Source organism: Paludibacterium purpuratum, from assembly GCF_004363805.1.
Taxonomy (GTDB): domain Bacteria; phylum Pseudomonadota; class Gammaproteobacteria; order Burkholderiales; family Chromobacteriaceae; genus Paludibacterium; species Paludibacterium purpuratum.
Window position 1 is genome coordinate 57,515 of sequence record NZ_SNZP01000002.1, and the last position, 19,787, is coordinate 77,301.

Consider the following 19,787-nt stretch of genomic DNA (forward strand, 5'->3'; position numbering starts at 1 on the left):
ATTTACCTCGCTTATTTAGCCCCTGTATTCAGCTTATACCATTGGCAAGATCCGCCAAACCGTGGCTCGCCAAAAGCGGCGTGAGCAGCGTCATGGCGCGTGCCAGATCGACCTGTTTCCGCTCGGAGAGCGCCAACTGCCAAACATCCAGCGGCACGCCCGGCACCTCAGGCAGCCACCGAGCCAGCACCTCGTTGTCATGGGCCTCGCCCAGTGCCACCTGCAACGGCTTGAGCGCCCGGGCTCGCGCCGCATGTTCGGCCGACAGCACATCCTCCAGCGCGCCGACCCAAAAGCGGTAATGCTTGATGGCCAGGCGCAGATTGTGCCAATCCTTGATGCGATGGCGCGCGAGCGCGGTGCGCATGCGCGTGCCGAGCGCCACCGCCAACCGGTCGGCATGGTGTCCCGCCCGCTTGATCAATTTTTTGGGCGATGCCTGCCGCTCGATTTGCTCGATGGCCGCCTGCATGGCGGCAAGCGCCTGTGGCAGACCGAGCCGATCCATCTCGCCCCCCAATAACGGATAGCTTTGCCGCAGCGCGCGCGCCAGTGCCGTCGAGGGGCGACGCCGATTGCGCGGCCAGCCGCACTCCAATTGCCGAATCAAGCCGATGCCGACCTGGTGGTCGCGCACTGGCGAAGTGGCGCGATAACATTGATCGAACACGGGCGACCACTGGTCAAAATCGGGATCTTTACGCACGAAGTGCCGCAGAATGCGGCAGATGCGCAAGGACAGGCGCAGATCATAGACGGCATCGGCGGCGAGACTCGCGCGATCTAGCAACGACCGCGCCTGCAAGGCCTGACTTTGCACCTGCTGAAAATGCGGCAGCAGCACCGAGGCATTTCGCGCGTCTTTCATGACATGCCGATGAGAGTTGATTGAGTGTCAGCTTGCCCCTGCCCGCTCAGGATGGCAAGTCTCTCGATCGAGCACTGTCAGCGCCGGACAGGGCCGGCGCCCGGGGAATTACAGCTTGAGGCTAAGGCCCAGGTTGATGGAACGTCCGGGGGCAGGCAGCGCAATCGTGGGTAGCCCTTGCAACGCCAGATCGGCATACACCCCGGCCAGCGGCGCCTGGTAATATTTATTGAACAGGTTATCGACCGAGAAGTCGACGCTCAACCGGCGCCATTGATAGCTCGCCCGCCAATTGAGCAGCGAATAGCCGGCGGTTTGCGGTTCGAGGCGAGCCGCATCGACATCGCGCTTTTTGCTCACCACCCACCAGGCCAATTCGTGTTGCCAATGCTCGAAGCTTTGCGTCAACGACAGCCGGGCGTTCAACGGCATCATGTGGTACAGCGAAGTGCCGGTGGACAAATCGCAGCCATGCACATAATCGGCCACCGCCTTGAATTCCCCCATCCCCCATGCGGCGTCATCCCACAAGCGCAACTTGCCGGACAGATCGATGCCGTACAACTCGGCGTTGTGGTTGGCGAAGCGCAGCTTGTTTTCGCCTGGGGTCGCCCTCAATACCTCTACCCCGATGTAATCCTGCACATAGCTGTAATAAGGTGTCGCCGTCACTTGCCAGCGCCGCTGATCGGCATCGTGCCAATCGCCCTGCAGGTTGAATGTGCGTGCCACTTCCGGTTTGAGGTTGAGGTTGCCGACATAGGCATTGCCATCGCCGGCCCAATTGATCATCTCGCTTGCCATCCAATTGCTGGACCAGGCGTAGCGCTCATACAGGCTGGGGAAGCGGGTCTGCTGGCTCAGGCCGAGACGGTACTGGCTAAGCGGATCCGGCCGATAGCGCAACTGCGCCGACAGCCCCCAGCCCAGATCGGTCTTGTCGCGCGGCGCGGCATTGAAGGCCGCCGAATCGGTGGCATAACTGCCGCTATTGCGGTAGCCCTGCACATTGTCGGCATTGCTATGTACTTGATCCAGACGCAAGCCGACATTGCTGGACCATTGCGGCAGCCAGGCCGACGCCACCTCGCCGAACACACCGATGCGATCGCGCCGACCGTTGCGGATACTCCAGAAGGTATTGGGCGCCATGCCGGTGCCGCTGACCGGCGGCCACCAGTCGTCCAGGGTAAAGCGGTGAAATTCGTTGCCGATGCGCAGGGTATGACGGCCGCTCAATTCGGTAGTCAACGACAGCGCATAGCCGACGTCGCGCCCGTGGGTGTTCATCGGCATGAACATCGGGTCGTCGTATTGCGATTTATCGGCACCGACGTCCATCTGGTGCCGGGTATCCTGCCAATAGACCCGCGCCGCCAACTTACCCCAGGGCAGCAGACCTTCATACGACAGATTGACGGCATCGGAGCGATTGCCGATCAGATCCATGCGCTGGTTGGCGAACCCCTCGCCCGGCACCTCCTGATGGCGGACATGCGCGCGCCAAGTCTGGCTGCCGTCGCGATGGGCGAGATTCAGTTGCTCGCTGCGCACGGTGTAATAGGTCGACTTGATTTCATTTCCCTGACCGTCGGTGTAATTATCGGCGTGCTCCGTCATCGCCGACACATTCAGGCTGGTGTCGTCATTGGCCAAGGCGGCATCCAGCGTGCCACCGCTCGCTCGGCCGTTGCCGCGCCCGTTCGCGCCAACAATGGCCTCGTTGAGCCAGCTGCCGGCCGGCGCGAAACGCGGCGCGGGCGTTTGTACCTGGATGACGCCGCCCAGATGGTCCCCGCCGGCGCTGACGGGGCTCTCCGGCCCCAGCACATCGATTTTGCCGATCTGGGACGGTGCGATATAGGATAGTGGCGGGTTCATATTATTGCCGCAGGCCGCCGTGATGTTTTGGCCGTCCAAGGCTATTTTCACTCGACTGGCGTCCAAGCCATGCAAGGTGGGCGCCGAGGAAATTCCCCCGCCTGCGCTCAGGCCGATGCCCGGCTGCCATTGCAGCAAACGCGCGCTATCGGCGCTGTCGATGCGCGCTGCGTTATATTGTTCGGCGGGATTATCGACGCTGGCGACGACGTCGATATCGTCAAGTTGAACGACCTGCGCCTGCGTCAAAACCGGCAGCAGGGTCAGGGCAAAAAACAGCGGTTTCACAGTGCAATGCGGGTGCTTTTTCATATTATCTCTCTGCAGTCATTTATATGACCGTCGCATTGTATGAGCACCCCCTCGCCCGGCTCTGCGGCAAATCGCCGCAGAAGTTCCCTACTGCGACGATTTGCCGCATTCCTCCAATCCGCCGCACATCTTATGCTGAGCGCATCACTCATACTGGACACTACCCGTGCCCACCCCCCGCGCGCGCAACACCCTTGCGCCATACCCGCCAGCACATCGGCGCCAGATCGTCTGCCTGGCACTCGCACTGGGACTGCATGCACTGCTGTTCTCCACCCTGGAGAGCCCGACAAGTTTCGTGTCGGTACCAGCAACGGTCGGGCCATTACAGGTCAGCCTGCGCTTCGCGCCCATGCAACCGACAGCGGCGCTTAAACCGCACGCCCCGCCGCCTCCCCTGCGCGCGCACGCCCTAGCCGGCACGGCCAAACAGCGGCCGACCATCCGGGCCGTACGGTCAACCGCGCTGACGGTGCCCGCACCGCCGCCTTCCGCCAGCGCGGTTGCCCATACAGCCACCGGCAGTGCGGCCGATGCCCCCCCACCAGCCATTGTGCCGGCCGAATTGGCCTTTGCATGCCCATTTCGGCCGGCGCCGATTTATCCGGCGTTATCGCGCCGCGCAGGCGAGCGCGGCGCGGTGTTACTGCAAGTGAGTGTCGATGAAAGCGGCCACCCCTTCCGGGTGGAAATCGAACAATCCAGCGGCTTCGAGCGGCTGGATCAGGCGGCACAGGCGGCGGTGCGCTTATGGCGTTGCAACGCGAGCCGAGGCGCGGTCACGGCGCGGCAGACGATTCGATTCGCACTTGATGGGTAGCGGGCCGGGTCGAACCGCGCGCCAGCAATGTGCCGTGCAGAACCAGCAAGCGATTGGCCAGGGTGGGCGAACGCAAGCGCGACAGCAACATATCCATGGCCATCGCGCCGATGTCGTAGACCGGTTGCTCGATCACCGTCAGGCCTTCGCCGACCAGCCCGGTCCAGACATCGTTATCGAAGCCAGCCAGGCCGATGTCGTCTGGAATGGCCAGCCCGCTTGCGCGCACCGCCTGCAGCGCGCCCAACAATAGCAGACCGTTGCTGGCCAACAGCGCCTGCGGGCGCGCCGGCTCGCACAACCATTGTCTGACCAAATGATCGGCGGCTTCGCTTCCCGGCACGACGAAGCGGACGTCCGATTTCTGCCCGTGCGCCGTCATCGCGTCGCGGTAACCGGCCGCACGTTCGGCGCCGGTGGCCCCGCTGTTGCCGAACAGCCCGCCTATACGTCGGTAACCGTTCGCCAGCAGGTGCTCGGTCAACTGCGCGGCAGCCTGCCTGTTATCCAGCACCACCGCGTCGGTGGCGCCGGCCGGCCCGGCCCGGTCGATCATGACCACCGGAAAATCGAAGCGCTCGGGGCGGAAGCGCCGCGCCGAGACGGTCGTCGGCGAAAAGATCACGCCGCAGACTCTTTCCTCCTGCATCAAGCGCAGATACATCGCTTCTTTGTCCGGATTTTCATCGGCATTGCACAAAATCACGCGCATACCGGCCTGATAGGCGACATCCTCCACCGCGCGGCTGACAGCGGTAAAGAAAGGATTGCGGATATCGGACACGATCAAGCCGACCGTCTGGCTGTGTTGAGAGCGCAGCCGTCGAGCAGATAGATTGGGACTGTAGCCAAGTTGCTGCACGGCGGCTTCGACTTGTTGTCTCAATGCGGCGCTGACCGGCCCATTGCTCAACACACGCGACACCGTGGCGACCGAGACACCGGCCAGAGCGGCCACATCCTTAATTTTTGCGCCCATCAAGCTTTACCGTTCGCCGCCATCATGCAGCGCCGTCGGGACACGCGATATGAAGCATGGCGCAAATTGACAGTTACGTTGTAATCGTTTTCAATCATGACGGACTTTCATCGACGGTATGCATTCCATGTACGAAACCAGAGTGAATTTGAAAATATTCTTTTATATGGAAGTATTTCAAACAAAAAATATGCCAGTACACAGATTGCAACATTCATGAAAAGTTGCGGCGTCGTCTCGCATGAATGCCAAACTTCCTGTTTTATATTGAAAACGTTTCCAAAACCAATCTTAGCCGGAGTTACCGCATGAAAGTCCCGGTGATCACCGTTACGCTCAACCCGGCCATCGACCAGACTATCCGACTGCAGGCGCTCGCCCATGGCGCGGTAAACCTGGCGCTCGGCGTCGACAGCCACCCCGGCGGCAAGGGCGTCAACGTAGCCAGTTGCCTGGCCGACGGGGGAACGCCCGTGGTGGCGACCGGTATTTTGGGGCGCGACAATCTGGAGCCGTTCACCAAGCTGTTCCTGGACAAGGGCATCGACAACCGCTTCACCCTGCAGCCGGGTAGTACACGGGTCAATATCAAGTTGGTGACTGCGGACGACCACTCGACCACGGAGATCAACCTGCCCGGCGCCACGGTTCTGCCTACCACTTTTGCCGCCTGGCTCGAACGCATGGGCGAGTTGGGCGAGCCGGGTCGTTTCGTCGTCCTTTCTGGCAGCTTGCCGGGCGGCCTGCCCGACGATTGCTACGCCGCACTCTGCGCGCGGCTAGCCGCCGAACGGGCATATGTCGTACTGGATACCAGCGGCGAACCGTTATGTCGGGCCCTGGCCGGCACAACTCTGCCCTACTGCATCAAGCCCAATCGGCATGAGTTGGCACAGTGGGCCGGCCGCGAACTGCCAACCTTGAACGATGTCATCGAGGAGGCACACCGCCTTTATTGTCGAGGCGTCTGCCAAGTGGTGGTTTCCCTGGCGGAGCAAGGCGCATTGTTTGTCGGCGCGCCGGGCGTCTGGCATGCCCGCATGCCCGCCCTCGCACCGATGAGCACCGTCGGCGCCGGCGATGCGCTGTTGGCAGGTTGGCTTGCCGCGCAACATGCCGGACGCGACTGGGAAGCGGCCATCCGGCTCGCCATGGCTTTCGCCTCCGGCAAGCTAACCCGTATCGGCCCGCATCTGCCTGACAGAGCCACGATTGAACAATTAGCCCGCGAAGTCATGTTAGCGCCCGTCTGAAAACCCCTCTCCTTTCCAACTTAGCCCCTCTCCTGCGGGTCGAATGCAAAGCGGACGACTCAGATCGCGACAATTCCGAACTACCAATGGGAACGACGCCGTCAGGCCACCCCTTTTGGATCAAATCCGTTCGTGGCAAGGTCTGCCGGGGCAAACAACTTGTTCAGATCCCACCGACCCCCCGATAAACATGGCTGACAACAGCTGCACACGGAGAGGAGCACCACCATGCCCAAGTTGATCGCCGTCATTACGGCGCCGGAACAGCTATCCAAGGCCTTATTGGCTGCCGAAGCATTGAAACAGGCCGCACAAAAGCGCGGCCAGACACTGATGGTCGAGGTCAACGGAACACCGCGCATGACCGCAGCCGAAATCGCCGAGGCGGACGAGATCCTGCTGGTTGGGCAAGCTACCGACCTCGGCCGCTTTCGCTTTAGCGGCACGACGCTACGCCACCTCGAACTCGATTTCGTGTTGCAAGATGCCGAGTCCGCCTTGGCTATCCCGACAGCAGGGCTGTCAATCGTCGCCATTACCGCCTGTCCGGTTGGCGTGGCGCACACCTTCATGGCTGCGGAAGGGCTGGCAGAAGGAGCGAGGCGGTTAGGCCACCGCATCAAGGTCGAAACCCAAGGTTCGATCGGCGCGCAAAACACCTTGAGCCCGGAGGAGATTGCCAATGCGGACTTGGTGATCATTGCCGCCGATACGCAGGTCGATACATCCCGCTTCAACGGCAAGCGAATCCATTTCGCCAGCACCAAGCGGGCGATTGCCGATGGCTCCGAGCTGGTACGCCTGGCGATCGAGGAAGCCAGGCCGCGCCATGCCGCGCCATCGCGGATGACGCAGACCTTCGCCGCCAAGGCGGCGGATTCCGCACAACGCACAGGCCCCTACAAGCACCTGATGACCGGCGTTTCCCACATGCTGCCATTCGTCGTGGCCGGCGGCGTTCTGATCGCACTGGCCTTTGCGCTAGGCGGCATTTATGCCTATGACGACAGCAATAAGGACACCCTGGCCTGGGCCCTGTTCCAGATCGGCGCCAAGTCGTCGTTTGCCTTGATGGTGCCGATCCTGGCGGGTTATATCGCCTATTCGATCGCCGATCGTCCAGGACTCGCGCCGGGCATGGTGGGCGGCATGCTGGCCGTCAGCCTTGGGGCGGGCTTTCTCGGCGGCATCATCGCCGGTTTCCTCGCCGGCTACGCGACCGACTGGCTGAACCGCCATATCAACCTGCACCGCAACCTGGAAAGCCTGAAGCCGATATTGCTGCTGCCGATCCTGGGCTCGTTGCTGGTGGGACTCATGATGATCTATGTGGTGGGCGGTCCGATCGCCGAGGCACTGAGCGTGCTGATCGAATGGCTCAAACACATGCAGGGGTCGAGCGCGCTCCTGCTGGGCGCGCTGATCGGCGCCATGATGGCTTTCGACATGGGCGGCCCGGTCAACAAAGCGGCCTATACCTTCGCCACCGCGCTATTGGCGAGCCAGGTCTATGGACCGATGGCAGCGGCCATGGCGGCCGGCATGACACCGCCGCTGGGCCTTGCACTCGCTTGCAGGCTGTTCGCCAACCGCTTCAGCCAGGAGGAGCGCGAGGCGGGCAAGGCCGCCTCGGTACTAGGCATCGCCTTCATCACGGAGGGGGCGATTCCGTTCGCCGCGCGCGATCCGCTGCGCGTGATTCCGGCACTGATGGGCGGTGCGGCACTGACTGGCGCCCTATCCATGGCGTTAAGCGTCGAACTGCGCGTACCTCACGGCGGCGTTTTCATCCTGTTCATGCCCAATACGGTCGCGCATCTGGGCAGTTATATCGCCAGCCTGGCGCTCGGCACCCTTGCCACCGCGCTATTGCTACGGCTACTGAAAAAACCGCTGCCGTAGGCTGGGGTCGCGGGAGAGGTTGGTGCGGTGCTTCGCGACCGCACCCTACGCAAAAAAAGGGAGCCGAAGCTCCCTGAATACGCCTTGACGCAAAAATCGATTATTTCCAGCTAGCGGGGAATTTGTAGCCGGCGTACTTCACATTGGCCCAGGACTTGAATTCGGCCGAATTGTAAGCGGCGATCACATCCTTGACCCACGGTTTAGCGGTGTCCGCACTACGTACCACCCCCCAGTTAACGTAGGCGTAGCTCTTTTCCTGGAACAGCGCTTCGGTCAGCTTGATGCCGGAGCTAGTGGCATAGTTGCCGTTAATCACGGCAAAGTCGGCATCGCTACGCGCGCGCGGCAATTGCGCCGCTTCCAGCGACAGAATCTTGATATTTTTCGGGTTGGCGGCGATGTCGTGCTGCGACGCAGTCAGCGGATTGATGCCGGCCTTGAGCTTAATCCAGCCCAGATCGTTGAGCATCACCAATGCCCGGGCGAAGTTGCTCGGATCGTTCGGCGCGGCCACGCTGGCGCCATTCTTGATGTCCTTGAGCGACTTGGCCTTGCCGGCATACAAGCCGAGCGGCGCTGTCGGCACTTGGAACACGGCACTCAGTTGCAGCTTGTGCTCTTTGCTAAAGCCATCCAGGTAGGGCTTGTGCTGGAACACGTTGACGTCGAGCGAGCCCTCCGACAGCGCCAGATTCGGGCGCACGTAGTCGGTAAACTCGATCAGCTTGACGCTGTAGCCTTCCTTTTCCAGGATCGGCTTGACCTGCAGCTTCACCATGTCGCCGAAATCCCCGACCGTCGTACCGATGACGATATTCTTCTTAGCCGGATCGGCAGCCAGCGCCGTGGTAGCGAGCGACAAGCCGACGATCGAGGCGACCAACGATTTCACAATCCATTTCTGCATCTTTATTTTCTCCAATTGATGACTCGAGATAGGCCCGAATCCGGGTTAACGCTTGTCCAGTCGATGTGCCAGACGATTACCGATGTACTGGATGACTTGCACGATGATCACCAAGAGCAGCACCATCGCCACCATCACGTCGGTTTGAAAACGGTAGTAGCCATAACGAATGGCCAGATCGCCGATACCGCCGCCGCCGACCACCCCCGCCACCGCCGTGTAAGACAGGAAGCTGATGGTCAAAATAGTCAGGCTGGAAATCAAACCCGCGCGCGCTTCGCCCAGTAAAACTTTGCGGATGATCTGCCAAGGGCTCGCCCCCATGGCTTCGGCCGCTTCGATCACACCGCGCGGAATTTCGCGCAGGGTCTGCTCCACCAGGCGGGCAAAGTAGGGAATGGCGGCAAAAGCCAGCGGCACCGAGGCGGCCACCGGGCCGATGGTGCTACCGACGATCAGGCGGGTCAGTGGCACCAGCGACACCATCAGGATAATGAACGGGAAAGAACGCACCAGGTTCACCAGCCAGCCGAGCACGCCGTGCAGGCCTCGGTGGGCGAACAACTGCCCGGGACGGGTCAGGTAGAGCACGATGCCGAGCGGCCCGCCCAAGAGCAGAGCGGCAGCCAGGCCAAGGCCCAACATCAGTGCGGTTTCCAGCAGGGCCTGGGCAATTTCCGGCCCCATCATGCTCAGATCCTGCCAAATCGCATTCAAAGTCACGGTATCCATTACGCCACCTCCAGCAGCGAGCGTGCGAGATCGGTATTGGCGTCGACTTGGCCGGCGGCGACGTCCATCACTTCGATCACGCGCCCTTGGTCGAGCACAGCGGCACGATGGCAGATGGAGCGCACGACACCCATTTCGTGGGTCACGATGACCACGGTGACGCCAAAACGCTGATTGATTTCCTGCAGGCAGGACAGGATGGACTGGGTGGTCTTCGGGTCGAGCGCCGAAGTCGGTTCGTCCGCCAGGATGACGTGTGGGCGCGAGGCCAGTGCGCGGGCAATGCCGACGCGCTGCTTCTGGCCGCCGGACAATTGGGCCGGATAATGGTCGGCGCGATCCGTCAAGTGCACCACTTCCAGACACTCGCCGACCCGCACGGCGATGTCCGCCTTTTGCCAACCGGCGATCTCCAGCGGGAAGGCCACGTTCTGGGCCACGGTGCGGTTGGCCAGCAGGTTGAACTGCTGGAACACCATGCCGATATTTTGGCGAGCCTGGCGCAGCTGGCGCGCGGACAGCGTGGTCAGATCCTGGCCGTCGACGATCACCCTACCGGCATCGGGACGTTCGAGCAGATTGATCAGACGCAACAAGGTGGACTTACCGGCGCCGGAAAACCCGATCAAACCGAAAATCTCGCCTTGAGCGATGGACAAGGAAGTGTCGTCTACCGCGTGAAACCACCCGCCTTCCGGGCGCTGGAACCGCTTCGACAACGACTGTAGATGAATCATGGGCACACTCCAAAACATAAAGCCCGCCGATGCTTGCGACGGGCTTTACATGGAGAGCCACCCAAAATCAAGATGGCTGTAGCCGTATGGCTACCCACGCTTTAGCTGTTTTACGCCCGCAAGCTGTGTTCAAATCGGCGATAAATTGTGTTTTTTATTGAACAGAAATTTTCGATTTGTGTCAAGAAAATTTTCTCAAACCAAAATCGGCAGCAGCGATGCCGTCAACGGCAAGTGATCCGACAGGTGTGGCCAGGGCATGTCGCCCAACACCGAGGCACAGACCGGGCGCAAGCCACGCACGTAGATTCGGTCGAGCGTCAGCATCGGCATGCGGGCGGGAAAACTGCGCGCATGACTGCCGAACAACGCCAGGTGCACCTCGGTCAACCCGGCTTCGTCCTGCAGGCAATGCGAGGCCTGGCCGCGCCAGTCGTTGAAATCGCCGGCCAGGATCAGCGGCAACTCGGGGGGGATGTTGTGCCGGATGTAATTGGCGAGCGTGTGGTATTGCTTGCGCCGATCGTGGCCAAGCAAGTTCAGATGCGCGCATAACGCCACCACGGGCGTCGGCCAGCCGGCCGGCCGCAACTGGCAATGCAGCACGCCGCGGCTTTCGTACGCGTTGACCGAAATATCGAGGTTGCACCACGACTCGATGGGAAACCGGGTCAGCACCGCATTGCCGTGATGACCATGCTCGTAGGCGGCGTTCAGACCGTAGGCTGCACGCAGATTGAGGCGCCGCGCCAGGAAATGGTGCTGAGGCACGCTGGACCAATCCGCATGGTACAAGGCGCGACGCTGGTTCTTGCCCTGCACTTCCTGCAGGAACACCAGGTCGGGCGCCTGCGTGTCGAGCGCGCGCGCAATGCCTTCGAGCCGCACACGTCGGTTCAGAGGCGACATCCCCTTATGCATATTGAAGGTGATGACGCGCAGCGGGTCCATCAGGGAAGCCTTGACGGCAATAGCCGTAGCGCCTCGGCATTGGAGGGAGAAAAGACGCGCTCCGCCGCCTCCTCCCAGGGCTGCCAGCACCATGCCAGGTGTTCGCCCGGCGCCAGCCGCACCGGCACGGCATCCGACACCAAGAGGCCGAATACCTGCTCGCGGTTGTGGGTCACGCCAGGTGCGTAGCGGTGGCGCCAATGCGCGTAGATTTCGTAGGTATTGCTAATGCCCCAATCGCTCAGCGCCGGCGGTTCGGCCATGAGGCCGGTCTCTTCGAGCACCTCGCGGCGCGCGGTGTCGATCAGCGCCTCCTCGCCTTCTCGGCTACCGGTGACCGACTGCCAGTAACCGGGCCGGTCGGCGCGTTCGAGCAACAGAACCCGACCGTCCGGGGTATGGATCACCACCAGCACCGACACCGGCTGTTTGTAGGGTTTCACGCCTCGCCTCCGCCCGGGAGGCGCTTGACCGACACTTCCATCTGCGGAAACGGCATCTGGACGCCGTGCTCGCGGAACAAGCGCCAAATGGCCATATGAATGTCGGACTTCAGTCCGAGAAAACCGTTTTCCGGATCCGCCACCCAGAAACCGACTTCCAGCGTGATGCCGCTGGCGCCGAACAGGGTGACGAAGCCCTTGGGTCCGTCGACCACCCGCGGCTGCCGCGCCGCTTCCTCCAGCAGTCTCAGCGCCAATTCCAGGTCGGTGTCGTAGGCCACGTCGACCTTGACGCTGCTCCAGATCTTGCTATCCGAGTAGGACTGGTTGATCACGGTACTGGCGATCATGGTCTCATTGGGAATCAGCGCCTCGCTGCCGTCGCCGCTCTTGAGCACCACGAAGCGCGAAGTGATCTTGGTGACGTTGCCGACCCGGTCGCCGATCGTCAGCCGGTCGCCGATGCGGATCGAACGATCCAGCAGAATGATGAAGCCCGATATGTAGCTGCTGGCGATTTTCTGCAGGCCGAACCCCAGACCGACGCCAAGTGCGCCGCCAAATACCGACAGCACGGTCAGATCGATGCCGACGATCGGTAGCGCGATCAGCACCGCGGTCACCATCAGCACAGTGCGCGCCAGCTTGGAGAACACCAGGCGCAGACTGAGATCGAGTTCATTCAGGCGCATCAGGCGCCGCTCCACCAGGCGGCTGACCCACAACGCGACGAACATGATGACCGACACCCACAACAGCGCGCCCAGCACCATCGACAGATCGAGTTGCACCTTGCCGACCCGGAAGGAGATCGACTCCATCCACTCGACGGCGAAGTCGTCCAGCTGGATCGCCCAGGTCACGAAGGCCAGCCAGGAAAGCGAAGCGAGGATATGTTCCGTGCGGCGTTCGAAGCGGCCGCGCGGCAGAATTTCGCGCACCACGGCGGTCAAGAGGCGGATGAGGCCAAGCCAAAACAAGGTTGCGGAGAAAGCCAGCAAGACATGCGGACGGTGGTGCAGCATGACGCCCCAGACCAGGGCGAACAGCAGCAGCAGCGCCTCCGCGCTGAGCGGCATAATCAGGCGCAGCCCGGCATAGGGCAGGAAATGATCGTATCGTGCAGGATTGTCGGCGAAATAGCGTCGATAGACTTCGCGACTCAGGCGCCAGCCGAATAGCACGCACAACACGCCAATGCAGAGCTCGGTCAACCCCGCCCAGGTCTGCATGGCACCGAGCAGCGCGTCGACACTCATTTCATCGCGGCGGAAGAACATCGGCATCCCTCCCATCATTGACCCGTCCCCGGCGCGTCGGGGTGCAGTTGGCCGTCGGTCAGGCGCCATTGCTTGTCGGTGCGACGCGCCAATTCGCGATCGTGGGTAACGATCAGCAGACTGGTACCGAAACTTTGATTCAATTCCAGCATGAGGTCAAATACGATGCCGGCGGTGTGGTGATCGAGGTTACCGGTGGGCTCGTCGGCCAATAGACAGGCCGGACGCGTCACCAGGGCGCGGGCGATCGCCGCACGCTGCCGCTCGCCGCCGGAGAGCTCGCCCGGCTTGTGAGCGAGCCGGGCACCGAGACCGACCCGCGTAAGGATTGCCGAGGCAGCCTGCTCGGCCTCCCGACGCGACTGGCGCCGCACCAAAAGCGGCATCATGACGTTCTCCAAGGCGGAGAACTCCGGCAGCAGGTGGTGAAACTGATAGACAAAACCCAGATTGGCATTGCGCCAGGCGCCGAGCGCGCGTTCGCTCATACCGGCAAGCGGGCGCCCCTGCACCGACACCTCGCCGGCGGAGGGCTTGTCGAGCCCGCCCAACAAATGCAGCAGCGTACTCTTACCCGATCCGGACGCCCCGACGATGGCCATGGTTTCGCCGGTGCCGACAGTCAAATTCACGTCGGTCAGCACGCTGACGTCCAACCCGCCCTCTCGGAAAGCCTTGCTCAAACCCCGGCATTGGATCACGTTCGAATCACTCATAGCGCAAGGCCTCCGCCGGTTGGGTGCGCGCGGCGCGCCAGCTTGGGTACAGCGTGGCGCAAAGCGCCAATGCCAGTGAAACGATGGTGATCATGCTCACATCCGGCCACTGTACGTCGGTGGGCAGGTAATCGATCATGTACACCTGGGGCGACAGTAATTTGCTGCCGGTGATGTGCTCGATGGCACCGACAAGCAGATCGATGTTCCAAGCACCCAGCACGCCGAACACCACGCCGAACAACGTGCCCAGCACGCCGGCCACCGCTCCCTGGATCATGAAGATCGACATGATGCTGCCGGGAGAGGCGCCAAGTGTGCGCAGGATGGCGATATCGGCCTGTTTGTCGGTCACGACCATCACTAGCGTGGAAACCAGGTTGAAGGCCGCCACGGCCACGATCAGCGTCAGGATGATGGTCATCATGCGCTTTTCGATCTGTACCGCGCGGAAATAATTCGAATTCATATCGGTCCAGTCGGACACCATGGCGTTCTGATTGAGCTTGCGCTGCAGTTGCGCCTTGACCTCAGGCGCGGCCAGCACGTCGTCGAGCTTCAGACGCACGCCCGACACGTCGTTACCGAGGCGGAACAGAACCTGGGCGTCATGCAGGTCGATCATGGCGAAAGACGAATCCAGCTCGTACATGTTCATGCGGAAGATGCCGACCACAGTGAATTGCTTGAGGCGCGGGATCATACCGGCGGGGGTCACATTGCCCTCAGGCGTGATCAACGTCACCTTGTCCCCCATCCCGACGCCGAGCTGTTGCGCCAGCTGGTCGCCGAGCAGAATGCCGAAACCGCCCGGTTTGAGCGCGTCCATACGGCCGCCGATCATGTGCTGGCCGATTTCCACCACATGGCTTTCCAACCCGGCGTCGACACCGCGCACCATGGCGCCGCGCACCGATCCGCCAAAAGACAATAGTCCCTGCGCCGACACGAACGGCGCAGCCGCCACCACGCGCGGCTCTTTCAGCAGGTACGGGCGCAGCGTTTGCCAGTTGGCCACCCTGCCCTGGTAGTCGCCGACCTCGATATGGGCGGCGGCGCCGAGAATGCGCCCGCGGATTTCCTTTTGAAAACCGTTCATCACCGATAGCACGATGATCAGCGCGGCCACGCCCAGCCCGATACCCAGTACGGAAATCAGCGAAATGAAAGAGATGAAGCCGTTGCGACGCTTGGCACGCAAATAGCGCAAGCCGATCATCGCCTCGAAGGGCAATTGCATGTAGAAGTCCTTGCGACTTAGCGGTTATACGGGTTTTCCAGCGACTGCATCATGGCAACCAACACATCGCGCACCTGATGTTCGTCGCAGCCCATCAGCACCGCGTCCTCGAAGGCATCCTGTGCCATTTGGCGCAGCTCATCGAGATTTTCGCGCATGACCTTGAGTTTTTCGACGCAAGCCACCGGCTTGCCGTCCGGATCTAGCCAGACCGGGAATTCGAATTGCACGTCGTTTCCATCCATCGTTAACGAAGATGCCCGCTGGACGCGGGCATCTTCTATGATTCGCTAGTATAAACCCGCAAAGTTATTAATGCCTCCGGGTTTTTTTGCCGCTCTTTTTGGCACCGGCAGCCTTGGCGCCGACGGTCCTGCATTTTTTCCCCTTGACGCACACCGACTTCACCCGCTTACCCGGCGTCGTGTCGAGCGTCGAACTGCTATCGGCCGGCACATCGGCCGCCGCGGCGACATCGGTGCCACTGGCGGCACTGTCCCCACCACTGCCGCGTGCCACTCGACGCGCGCCGTTGTAGTGCGCCACCCAGTAGGACTGGTTCAACTGCGCAACCTCGATACTTTTACCGGTGCGCGGCGAATGGATGAATTTACCGTTGCCGAGATAAATTCCTACGTGTGAATAAGAAAATCCGCGAGTGTTGAAGAAGACCAGATCGCCCGGCATCAGTTCCGCGCGATTGATGGATCGACCGACTTTGGCCATGCCCGCGGCGGTGCGCGGCAGGTTGACCTTGAGCGATTTCTTGAACACGTACTGGATAAAGCCGCTGCAATCCAGGCCAGTGCTGGGGTTGGAACCGCCGAAGCGATAGGCGACCCCCATCAGGCTGATGGCTTGGAGCAGCATGTCGCCGACGGCATCGTCGGTCGCTGAAGAGGCATAATTGCCAATCGGATCCCCCGCAGGCTCGGCTGCGGTATTATCGTCCTTGGTGACTTTATCCGGTGCGGTCTTGTCCGGCGCGGCGGTGACGCAAGCCAACCAGCCTGCCAGCGCGAGGGCGAGTATGCGGCGGTGCAATTTCATAGGCCGGACTTTAACGGACAGGACAGGCAGTGTAAAGCCGCCTACTCAAGGCACGTACAATATGTTGAAAGAAACATTGATTGCCATGCGCGATCTGCCGCGCATGAAAGAAATCTCCGGAGTCCTGATTCGGCACGGGTTGGGGGAGTTTGCCGAACGCCTACGATTGCCGCGCGCGATGGAAGTCGCAGGCGAATGGCTGCACTTGCGAAAATCGGATACCGCCGAAACCACCCCTACCTCGGTACGGGTACGACAGGCGCTGGAGGAGTTGGGGCCGACCTTCATCAAATTAGGGCAAATCCTTTCCACCCGCGTCGATGTGTTCGCGCCACATTGGATCGCCGAATTCGAAAAACTGCAGAACAATGTGCCGCCCATCGACCCGGCCCTACTCCCCGAGTTGCTGCACTCGGCGCTTGGCGCACCGCCGGAGGCGCTATTCGCCAGGTTCGAGGCCACACCCATCGGCTCGGCCTCGATCGCCCAGGTCCATCGCGCCGTGCTGCACGACGGCCGTGCGGTAGCGGTTAAGCTGCGCCGCCCGGGCATCGTGGAAAAGGTACAGGCCGATCTGCGCATCCTGTCGCACCTGGCCACCGTGCTGGAGGCCGAGTTTCCGGATGCTCGCCGTTTTCAGCCACAAGAGATCGTGCGCCAATTCACCCGTTCGATGACCCGGGAAATGGATCTGGAAATCGAGGCGCGCAATATGGAGCGTTTCGCCCGCGACTTCGCCGGCGACGAACACGTCACGGTACCGGGCGTGCACTGGCAGTACACCAACCCGATGGTCAACGTACAGGACTTCATCGAGGGTGTGCCGGGATGCCGCATCGATCAACTGGCGAGCATGGGGCTCGACCCGGCCGACATGGCGCGCCACGGCGCCGACGCGGTGCTGAAGATGATCTTGATCAATGGCTTCTTCCATGCCGACCCGCACCCGGGCAATGTCATCTTTCAGCCGGGGCCTCGTATCGCCTTCGTCGATTTCGGCATGGTCGGCCGCTTGTCGCACGCGCGGCGCGACGAAATCGTCGACCTACTGGCGGCACTCGCTCAGCACGACGAGCGGGCAATGATGGACGCGCTCATCGAATGGACCGGCAGCAAACAGATCGACGAGGCGCAATTCGCCACCGATATCGGCGAACTGGTATTCGCCTACGAGCACGTGCCGCTGAAGAATCTCCGCATCAGCCAACTCATCGGCGAAATCATGGAGCTGATCCGCAACCACTCGATCCTGCTGCCTGCGGATCTGGCGATGCTGTTCAAGGCACTGATCACGCTCGAAGGACTCGGCCGCCAGCTCGACCCCGACTTCCTGTTGATCGAGCACCTGACGCCGTTCGTCCGCCGCCTGGTGCGTGCCCGCCTCCACCCGGCCAACCTGCTCAAGCGTAGCCGTCACACCCTTGGCGAAACGCTGAGCATGCTGTCGTCGCTACCGCGCGGCATGGCGCGGCTAAGCAAGGACATGCGCCAGGGCAAGTTCAGCGTCAATCTGGATCTCAAGCGTCTGGACAGCTTTGCCCGTCAGCTCGACCGTAGCGCCAACCGACTGACGATGGGCATCGTCACCGGCGCACTGATCATCGGCTCGTCGATCGTCATGACGGTCAATGCCGGCCCACGGCTATTCGGCCTACCTTTTCTTGGCCTGTTCGGCTTTTTGATCGCCATGCTCAACGGCTTGTGGTTGATCGCCTCGATCTGGCGCTCCGGCAAGCAATATTGACGTGCATAGCCATCGGCGGCGACCAGGCGTAGCGTGCGTTCGCGCAGCAACGCACGTCACCGCCGGCAACACCCCTAAAGGCATGGCGGATCGAGACGATATAAAGACCAGCAACACAGGGAGTCTCGATCATGCGTATCCAGTCCGTCAGTCAGTCGCCCGGCACAGGCCAATCGCAGGCACAGGCCGCGGCCACCGCCGGCAAGGCCTCCGCCCAGGACCGTGACGACGCGCATGACGACCTGGTCGATCTGCACCAGGCAAGCGAAGGCGAACTGGCTGCCGCACTGAGCCAGGAGACACTGCTGGCGTTGATGCAGGGTATCCTCGAAGCACTGACCGGTCAGCCGCTGCAGCTCCACGACCCGCAACACATCACAGGGTCGCTTTACGACGACGCCAAGGCCCCCGCCTGGCTCGCCGCCGCGCGCCATGCCCTCGTCCACCCGTCCAGCCGGGTACTGCACTTGACCGTCATCGGGCGTATGAGCATGGTCGACGGCGAATCGCAACCTTTCGTACTCGACATGCAACTGCCGAAAGCACCATCGGCGCTAGGCGGCGGCGCACTGTCAGGCAGCTTCACCCTGAGCCGCCATGCCGGCGCCTGCCAAGGCGCGCGCGTGGACTACTCCTCGTTGACCACCTTGTCCGAATTGCACGCAGCGGATCGCTGCAACCCACCATGGACGGCCCTACCCGCGCCGGCCGTGGCGGCTCTATCCGGCACGCCCGTTTTTGCCCAATTTTCTCTGGGCAGCGACCCGGATATCCTCAGCATGGCGGCCCGGATTCTGCCCTCCGGACGCGACCATGCGCTGCCGACGTACGCCCATGGTTTGCGTGACGGAGGCTATGTAGACACGGGAGAACCATGCGGCAGCCTGCACCAAGTCGATATCAGCGCCTGACCCAAATCCCTGTCATGACGAATTGACAATGAGAACCATTCTCATTAACGTATAAACTCGTCAGGACAGGAGAAAACACATGAATGCAATGCTGGTCGGCGCTGATACCCTTGGCAACATACCCGATGTGCTGAATCAATTCGGCATCACCATTCAGCGCCACGTCAGCGGACGCAACAGCGCCCACCAACGCAAGCTAGACAAGCTTCCCGTCGACACCGAGCTGCTCATTCTGTTTACCGACTTTCTCGGCCATAACGTCATGCGCCACTTCAGGGCCTTGGCGTCGCAAGAGAATGTGCGTTTCATCGCCTGCCGCCGCTCGGTCTGTGCGCTGCGGCAATCGCTAAGCGCCGTGGGCCTCCACACCATCGACACCTGCGCGAATTGTTCGCAACGATTACAAACAGGCAGATAAAAATTGCACTCTCACGGGTTCAGCGGGGCCAACACCCCCTCCTCCTGGGCCACATGACGAATCGGCACGACAATTGCTGACAGACCGTTGCTGAGGCAACTGGGCATATCCCGATCCCCTCCGTCTCCTATCCAGAGCCTTCAGCGAAACGCGCAGTGGACGGCTGCGGATCGGATGCCCCCGTATCGAGAGAGCAACGGATATGACTAGCAAACAAGCAAGCCACGCACAGGAACCGGATTCGCCCAAAGGCCTGCAGGGCTTTGCCTCGATGGACGAAGAACGGCAACGCGAAATCGCCAGTAAGGGCGGTCACGCCGCACACGAGAAAGGCACCGCCCACAAATTCACGCCGGAGGAAGCGCGCGAAGCGGGCCGCAAGGGCGGCGAGACCGTCAGCGAAGACCGTCAACACATGGCTGAAATTGGCCGCAAGGGTGGCGAACGCAGCCATCGCAACGATCGCGCCACCGAGCAGAACAAAAAGCAAGACCGCCATGAGACGCCGATGGTCAGTGGGAAACAAGAGGGGGGCGAATCGGAAACCGAAGAAGAGGACGAGGAGATTTCTAAAACCGGCGCACAATAAGCCACTCACAGACTGCACAGCCGGGCCGATGGCCCGGCTTTTCCCCTCGGC

The 19,787-nt window shown here is 61.6% G+C and carries 20 protein-coding genes; 7 read left to right on the forward strand and 13 right to left on the reverse strand.

Features of this window, described 5'->3' with window-relative positions; genetic code table 11:
* Positions 1–28: 28 nt before the first annotated feature.
* Together DFP86_RS02255 and DFP86_RS02260 are read right to left on the reverse strand one after the other, a co-directional pair.
* A complete protein-coding gene (locus DFP86_RS02255) occupies positions 29–868 on the reverse strand; it encodes a CHAD domain-containing protein (RefSeq protein WP_133678388.1) in 840 nt (279 codons plus the stop codon).
* Positions 869–976: 108 nt separating this feature from the next.
* The gene (locus DFP86_RS02260) at positions 977–3,061 is read right to left on the reverse strand and encodes a TonB-dependent receptor (RefSeq protein WP_133678389.1); all 2,085 of its coding nucleotides are present in this window, start codon (positions 3,059–3,061) and stop codon (positions 977–979) included.
* Between the two features lie 166 nt (positions 3,062–3,227).
* Here DFP86_RS02260 and DFP86_RS02265 point away from each other — a divergent pair, with 166 nt between their 5' ends.
* A complete protein-coding gene (locus DFP86_RS02265) occupies positions 3,228–3,881 on the forward strand; it encodes an energy transducer TonB (RefSeq protein WP_133678390.1) in 654 nt (217 codons plus the stop codon).
* Here DFP86_RS02265 and DFP86_RS02270 read toward each other — a convergent pair.
* A complete protein-coding gene (locus DFP86_RS02270) occupies positions 3,841–4,860 on the reverse strand; it encodes a LacI family DNA-binding transcriptional regulator (RefSeq protein ID WP_133678391.1) in 1,020 nt (339 codons plus the stop codon). The two genes, DFP86_RS02265 and DFP86_RS02270, sit on opposite strands and share 41 nt — an antisense overlap.
* Before the next feature lie 308 nt (positions 4,861–5,168).
* On the opposite strand from DFP86_RS02270, the gene pfkB reads away from it, so the two are divergent.
* Both pfkB and DFP86_RS02280 read left to right on the forward strand, forming a co-directional pair.
* A complete protein-coding gene (pfkB, locus tag DFP86_RS02275) occupies positions 5,169–6,113 on the forward strand; it encodes a 1-phosphofructokinase (protein WP_133678392.1) in 945 nt (314 codons plus the stop codon).
* A 228-nt stretch (positions 6,114–6,341) separates the two neighbouring features.
* Positions 6,342–8,015, forward strand: coding sequence for a PTS fructose transporter subunit IIC (locus DFP86_RS02280; RefSeq protein WP_133678393.1), 1,674 nt, complete (start codon positions 6,342–6,344; stop codon positions 8,013–8,015).
* Positions 8,016–8,115: 100 nt separating this feature from the next.
* Here DFP86_RS02280 and DFP86_RS02285 read toward each other — a convergent pair whose 3' ends face one another.
* From DFP86_RS02285 to DFP86_RS02330, 10 genes are all read right to left on the reverse strand, one after another.
* Complete coding sequence (locus tag DFP86_RS02285; protein WP_133678394.1) at positions 8,116–8,925, reverse strand: MetQ/NlpA family ABC transporter substrate-binding protein; 810 nt, start codon at positions 8,923–8,925, stop codon at positions 8,116–8,118.
* Between the two features lie 45 nt (positions 8,926–8,970).
* Positions 8,971–9,657: a methionine ABC transporter permease gene (locus DFP86_RS02290; protein WP_133678395.1), complete on the reverse strand. Its 687-nt coding sequence runs from the start codon at positions 9,655–9,657 to the stop codon at positions 8,971–8,973.
* Positions 9,657–10,394, reverse strand: a complete 738-nt coding sequence (locus DFP86_RS02295; RefSeq protein WP_133678396.1) for a methionine ABC transporter ATP-binding protein — start codon at positions 10,392–10,394, stop codon at positions 9,657–9,659. The genes DFP86_RS02290 and DFP86_RS02295 overlap by 1 nt, the downstream gene beginning before the upstream one ends.
* Positions 10,395–10,589: 195 nt before the next feature.
* Positions 10,590–11,345, reverse strand: a complete 756-nt coding sequence (locus DFP86_RS02300; protein WP_133678397.1) for an endonuclease/exonuclease/phosphatase family protein — start codon at positions 11,343–11,345, stop codon at positions 10,590–10,592.
* The gene (gene nudB / locus DFP86_RS02305) at positions 11,345–11,788 is read right to left on the reverse strand and encodes a dihydroneopterin triphosphate diphosphatase (protein WP_133678398.1); all 444 of its coding nucleotides are present in this window, start codon (positions 11,786–11,788) and stop codon (positions 11,345–11,347) included. Before nudB ends, DFP86_RS02300 begins: the two co-directional genes overlap by 1 nt.
* The gene (locus DFP86_RS02310) at positions 11,785–13,068 is read right to left on the reverse strand and encodes a mechanosensitive ion channel family protein (protein ID WP_133678399.1); all 1,284 of its coding nucleotides are present in this window, start codon (positions 13,066–13,068) and stop codon (positions 11,785–11,787) included. Before DFP86_RS02310 ends, nudB begins: the two co-directional genes overlap by 4 nt.
* 14 nt (positions 13,069–13,082) lie before the next feature.
* Positions 13,083–13,784, reverse strand: coding sequence for a lipoprotein-releasing ABC transporter ATP-binding protein LolD (lolD, locus tag DFP86_RS02315; RefSeq protein ID WP_133678400.1), 702 nt, complete (start codon positions 13,782–13,784; stop codon positions 13,083–13,085).
* A complete protein-coding gene (locus tag DFP86_RS02320; RefSeq protein WP_133678401.1) occupies positions 13,777–15,024 on the reverse strand; it encodes a lipoprotein-releasing ABC transporter permease subunit in 1,248 nt (415 codons plus the stop codon). The genes lolD and DFP86_RS02320 overlap by 8 nt, the downstream gene beginning before the upstream one ends.
* Before the next feature lie 17 nt (positions 15,025–15,041).
* Complete coding sequence (locus DFP86_RS02325) at positions 15,042–15,269, reverse strand: hypothetical protein (RefSeq protein ID WP_208108191.1); 228 nt, start codon at positions 15,267–15,269, stop codon at positions 15,042–15,044.
* A 67-nt stretch (positions 15,270–15,336) separates the two neighbouring features.
* Positions 15,337–16,074, reverse strand: coding sequence for a C40 family peptidase (locus tag DFP86_RS02330; RefSeq protein ID WP_133678403.1), 738 nt, complete (start codon positions 16,072–16,074; stop codon positions 15,337–15,339).
* 61 nt (positions 16,075–16,135) lie between these two features.
* Between DFP86_RS02330 and DFP86_RS02335 the strand changes: the two genes are divergently transcribed.
* The 4 genes from DFP86_RS02335 to DFP86_RS02350 all read left to right on the forward strand — a co-directional run bounded on the left by DFP86_RS02335 (position 16,136) and on the right by DFP86_RS02350 (position 19,736).
* Positions 16,136–17,818: an ABC1 kinase family protein gene (locus DFP86_RS02335; protein ID WP_133678404.1), complete on the forward strand. Its 1,683-nt coding sequence runs from the start codon at positions 16,136–16,138 to the stop codon at positions 17,816–17,818.
* A 131-nt stretch (positions 17,819–17,949) separates the two neighbouring features.
* Complete coding sequence (locus tag DFP86_RS02340) at positions 17,950–18,729, forward strand: hypothetical protein (protein WP_133678405.1); 780 nt, start codon at positions 17,950–17,952, stop codon at positions 18,727–18,729.
* Between the two features lie 79 nt (positions 18,730–18,808).
* On the forward strand, positions 18,809–19,147 hold the full coding sequence (locus tag DFP86_RS02345) for a DUF2325 domain-containing protein (protein WP_133678406.1): 339 nt from the start codon (positions 18,809–18,811) through the stop codon (positions 19,145–19,147).
* A 202-nt stretch (positions 19,148–19,349) separates the two neighbouring features.
* The gene (locus DFP86_RS02350) at positions 19,350–19,736 is read left to right on the forward strand and encodes a con-10 family general stress protein (RefSeq protein WP_133678407.1); all 387 of its coding nucleotides are present in this window, start codon (positions 19,350–19,352) and stop codon (positions 19,734–19,736) included.
* Positions 19,737–19,787 lie beyond the last annotated feature (51 nt).

What these genes read in the sequence shown, in the direction of transcription:
- DFP86_RS02350 (WP_133678407.1), top strand. Translation starts at nt 19,350, where the DNA reads ATGACTAGCAAACAAGCAAGCCACGCACAGGAACCGGATTCGCCCAAA.
- DFP86_RS02335 (WP_133678404.1), top strand. Translation starts at nt 16,136, where the DNA reads ATGTTGAAAGAAACATTGATTGCCATGCGCGATCTGCCGCGCATGAAA.
- DFP86_RS02255 (WP_133678388.1), bottom strand. Translation starts at nt 868, where the DNA reads ATGAAAGACGCGCGAAATGCCTCGGTGCTGCTGCCGCATTTTCAGCAG.
- DFP86_RS02285 (WP_133678394.1), bottom strand. Translation starts at nt 8,925, where the DNA reads ATGCAGAAATGGATTGTGAAATCGTTGGTCGCCTCGATCGTCGGCTTG.
- DFP86_RS02295 (WP_133678396.1), bottom strand. Translation starts at nt 10,394, where the DNA reads ATGATTCATCTACAGTCGTTGTCGAAGCGGTTCCAGCGCCCGGAAGGC.
- DFP86_RS02280 (WP_133678393.1), top strand. Translation starts at nt 6,342, where the DNA reads ATGCCCAAGTTGATCGCCGTCATTACGGCGCCGGAACAGCTATCCAAG.
- DFP86_RS02270 (WP_133678391.1), bottom strand. Translation starts at nt 4,860, where the DNA reads ATGGGCGCAAAAATTAAGGATGTGGCCGCTCTGGCCGGTGTCTCGGTC.
- DFP86_RS02320 (WP_133678401.1), bottom strand. Translation starts at nt 15,024, where the DNA reads ATGCAATTGCCCTTCGAGGCGATGATCGGCTTGCGCTATTTGCGTGCC.
- DFP86_RS02340 (WP_133678405.1), top strand. Translation starts at nt 17,950, where the DNA reads ATGCGTATCCAGTCCGTCAGTCAGTCGCCCGGCACAGGCCAATCGCAG.
- DFP86_RS02310 (WP_133678399.1), bottom strand. Translation starts at nt 13,068, where the DNA reads ATGTTCTTCCGCCGCGATGAAATGAGTGTCGACGCGCTGCTCGGTGCC.
- DFP86_RS02260 (WP_133678389.1), bottom strand. Translation starts at nt 3,061, where the DNA reads ATGAAAAAGCACCCGCATTGCACTGTGAAACCGCTGTTTTTTGCCCTG.
- DFP86_RS02300 (WP_133678397.1), bottom strand. Translation starts at nt 11,345, where the DNA reads ATGGACCCGCTGCGCGTCATCACCTTCAATATGCATAAGGGGATGTCG.
- pfkB (WP_133678392.1), top strand. Translation starts at nt 5,169, where the DNA reads ATGAAAGTCCCGGTGATCACCGTTACGCTCAACCCGGCCATCGACCAG.
- DFP86_RS02330 (WP_133678403.1), bottom strand. Translation starts at nt 16,074, where the DNA reads ATGAAATTGCACCGCCGCATACTCGCCCTCGCGCTGGCAGGCTGGTTG.
- DFP86_RS02345 (WP_133678406.1), top strand. Translation starts at nt 18,809, where the DNA reads ATGAATGCAATGCTGGTCGGCGCTGATACCCTTGGCAACATACCCGAT.
- DFP86_RS02290 (WP_133678395.1), bottom strand. Translation starts at nt 9,657, where the DNA reads ATGGATACCGTGACTTTGAATGCGATTTGGCAGGATCTGAGCATGATG.
- DFP86_RS02325 (WP_208108191.1), bottom strand. Translation starts at nt 15,269, where the DNA reads ATGGATGGAAACGACGTGCAATTCGAATTCCCGGTCTGGCTAGATCCG.
- lolD (WP_133678400.1), bottom strand. Translation starts at nt 13,784, where the DNA reads ATGAGTGATTCGAACGTGATCCAATGCCGGGGTTTGAGCAAGGCTTTC.